4 protein-coding genes are annotated in these 2,738 nt (G+C 69.6%); all 4 read right to left on the reverse strand.

What is annotated here, in order from left to right; translation table 11 throughout:
- On the reverse strand, positions 1 to 284 hold a 284-nt coding region (locus tag R1101_RS27795), incomplete at its 3' end, for an SDR family NAD(P)-dependent oxidoreductase (protein WP_037224335.1).
- Between the two features lie 40 nt (positions 285 to 324).
- Entirely contained in the window at positions 325 to 984 is a 660-nt protein-coding gene (locus R1101_RS0120560) for a hypothetical protein (RefSeq protein WP_026003530.1), read from the reverse strand.
- A gap of 29 nt (positions 985 to 1,013) precedes the next feature.
- Positions 1,014 to 1,865, reverse strand: a complete 852-nt coding sequence (locus tag R1101_RS0120565; protein WP_016935172.1) for a hypothetical protein — start codon at positions 1,863 to 1,865, stop codon at positions 1,014 to 1,016.
- Between the two features lie 68 nt (positions 1,866 to 1,933).
- The coding region (locus R1101_RS27800; RefSeq protein ID WP_157179190.1) for an AAA family ATPase at positions 1,934 to 2,738 on the reverse strand (805 nt) is incomplete at its 5' end.

A 2,738-nucleotide genomic window follows, 5' to 3' on the forward strand; every position in this document is an offset into this window, starting at 1 on the left:
TCACCGGTCGTACCGAAGCCGGCGTTGTTGACGAGCATGTCGACGCCGCGGCCGAGCCGCGCGACGACCTGGTCGCGGCCCTCGACGGTCGCCAGATCGGCGACGATGATCTCCGACGACGCCCCGAACTTCTGCTTCAGTTCGGTGGCGAGTTCGTCGAGAGCGGGACGGGTACGGGCGACGAGTACGAGGTCGTAACCGCGACCGGCGAGAGTGCGGGCGAAACCCGCACCGATTCCCGAAGTAGGTCCGGTCACGAGCGCAACAGGTCGGGCGGAAGTCATGGCCGTCACACTAGTGACGCCGGCCCCTTCCGACCACCTGTCAACGATGCGCGGAGGGACGTCCCGGATCCTGCGTGCCGCGATCGAGTTCGTCGGGTTCGACGAGAGGTGGCAGCACATGGAGGATGCCGGAGAGCCGGGCCACCGTCTCGATGGCCGAGTCCCACTCACGGCCGGTGCTGCCGACAGGGATCGATCCGAGGGTCCATTCGCCTTCGCTCCACAGCATCTGCACGTGGTCGGGGATGGACTCGGTGAACGCGACCATCCGCTGATCGCACACGCGGCGCGCGATCTCGAGGTCGGTGGCGAAGACGATGCGCGGCCCGATGGAGCCGAGCAGGTTCATGTCCGGGTCCTTCGGCGGCGGCGTCGACTTCAGCCGGAGGTCGATGTCGACGTCGGAGCCGACCTTGCGCCGGACCGCGACGATCGTCGCGGTCTCCTCGATGTCGAACAGGATGAACTCCTCGCCGCGGCGAACCCCGCGGACGATGTCGATCGCGCCCAGATACTCCTGCTTGGCGAGCGCCGCGCGGTGCCAGGTGGACGGCAGGTGGTCCTCGGCGGAGGTGTACTTGTAGCCCTGCGCCTTGGCCCAGATCTCCCGGATGCGACCCGACTGCTCCCGCCGTGTCCGGTCGACGTAGAGCAGCGCGACCGCACCGAGCAGTGCGACCGCGGCCAGAGAGAACCACATGACAGTCATCGTCGAGTCAGCCTAGCGGGTCAGCGGCCCGAACCACCGAAGGATGGGAGGGACGCGCTGACGACGGTCTCGGCGGTCATCCGCCCCTGTTCGACGGCGCTGCCGGTCGCCACGGCGGTCGCTCCGACCTCGAGACTCCGGGCTGTGCTGCCGGTCAGGGTGATGATCTCGGTGTCGGGTGTGAGGACGACGGTGACGGTCGAACCGCCGATGACGCCGAGCGTGATGCTGCCGCCGTCGTTCGCGGTGATCGTGCCCACGACCGCACCCGCATCGCCCATGACCTCGCCGAGTCCGCCCGGGAGCCGGTCCAGGGGCAGTCCCGGTGTGGTCGGTTCGGCCGGCGGCGGAAGAGTTGTCGTGGGCGGGGGTGCGACGGTCGCCGGGGCGCGATCCGACGCGACCCGCGAGGTGGAGTCGTCGGGCCGGCTGAGCAGGAAGCCGATGGTGCCGCCGAGTGCGACGAGGACCACCGCGGCCAGCGCGAGCAGTCCCCAGCGCGGCCCGCGCGGCGGCTTCCCGGGATCCGCGCCGGGTACCGGGCCCGTGGGCGGCCGGTCCTGGGCGGGGAACACCTGGGTGGGCTGATGACCGTGCGGAGGCGGGTAACCCGGCAGGGACGGAGAAGGCTGTTGCGACGGATGAGGCTGCGACGAGGGATAGGCCTGGGTGGGCTGGTACTCGCTCCCCGGTGCGCCCCACTGCTCGTAGCGGGTATACGCCACCGTCGGGTTGGTCACCGGCCGCCCGTACGCCTCGGCCGGATCGTCGGTGTGCAGCACTCGGGTCGCGGCGTCGTCCGTCCCGTTCGACGACTCGTCGAGTGCGTAGGCCCGTTCTTGCGGGGTGCGCGGATCCTGGGGATTCGTCATAACGTCTTCCAGAGTAGGCCGTGCGCGGGCCCGGCAACCGGAGCTGCCGGGACCGCGCACGGATGCCGTCAGGCGCTGATCACGAGGCGATCGCCGTCCTCGCTGACGCCCACGTGAACGGTGTCGCCGTCCTTGATCTCACCGGCCAGCAGCTTCTTGGCGAGCTGGTCGCCGACCGACTGCTGGATGAGACGGCGCAGGGGACGCGCACCGTACTGCGGGTCGTAACCGCGCACCGCCAGCCAGAACCGCGCGGTGCTCGAGACGTCCAGCGTCAGTCGTCGTGCCGACATGCGTGCGGCGAACTGATCGAGCTGGATGTCGACGATCTTCTCGAGCTGCTCCTCCGAGAGCGGGTCGAAGATCACGACGTCGTCGAGCCGGTTGATGAACTCCGGCTTGAACGCCGCCCGCACCGCCGCCATGATGTGCTCCCGATCGCCACCCGCGCCGAGGTTCGACGTGAGGATCAGGATGGTGTTGCGGAAGTCGACCGTGCGGCCCTGACCGTCGGTGAGGCGGCCGTCGTCGAGCACCTGCAGCAGCGTGTCGAAGACGTCGGGATGCGCCTTCTCGACCTCGTCGAACAGCACCACCGTGTACGGGCGGCGCCGCACGGCTTCGGTGAGCTGCCCGCCGGACTCGTAACCGACGTAGCCCGGAGGGGCACCGACGAGCCGGGCCACCGAGTGCTTCTCGCTGTACTCGGACATGTCGATGCGCACCATGGCGCGTTCGTCGTCGAACAGGAAGTCCGCGAGGGCCTTGGCCAGCTCCGTCTTGCCCACACCGGTCGGGCCGAGGAACAGGAACGAGCCGGTCGGACGGTTCGGGTCGGCGACACCGGCACGCGCACGGCGCACCGCGTCGGAG

This window comes from Rhodococcus sp. R1101, from assembly GCF_000278445.1.
Classification (GTDB): domain Bacteria; phylum Actinomycetota; class Actinomycetes; order Mycobacteriales; family Mycobacteriaceae; genus Rhodococcus; species Rhodococcus gordoniae.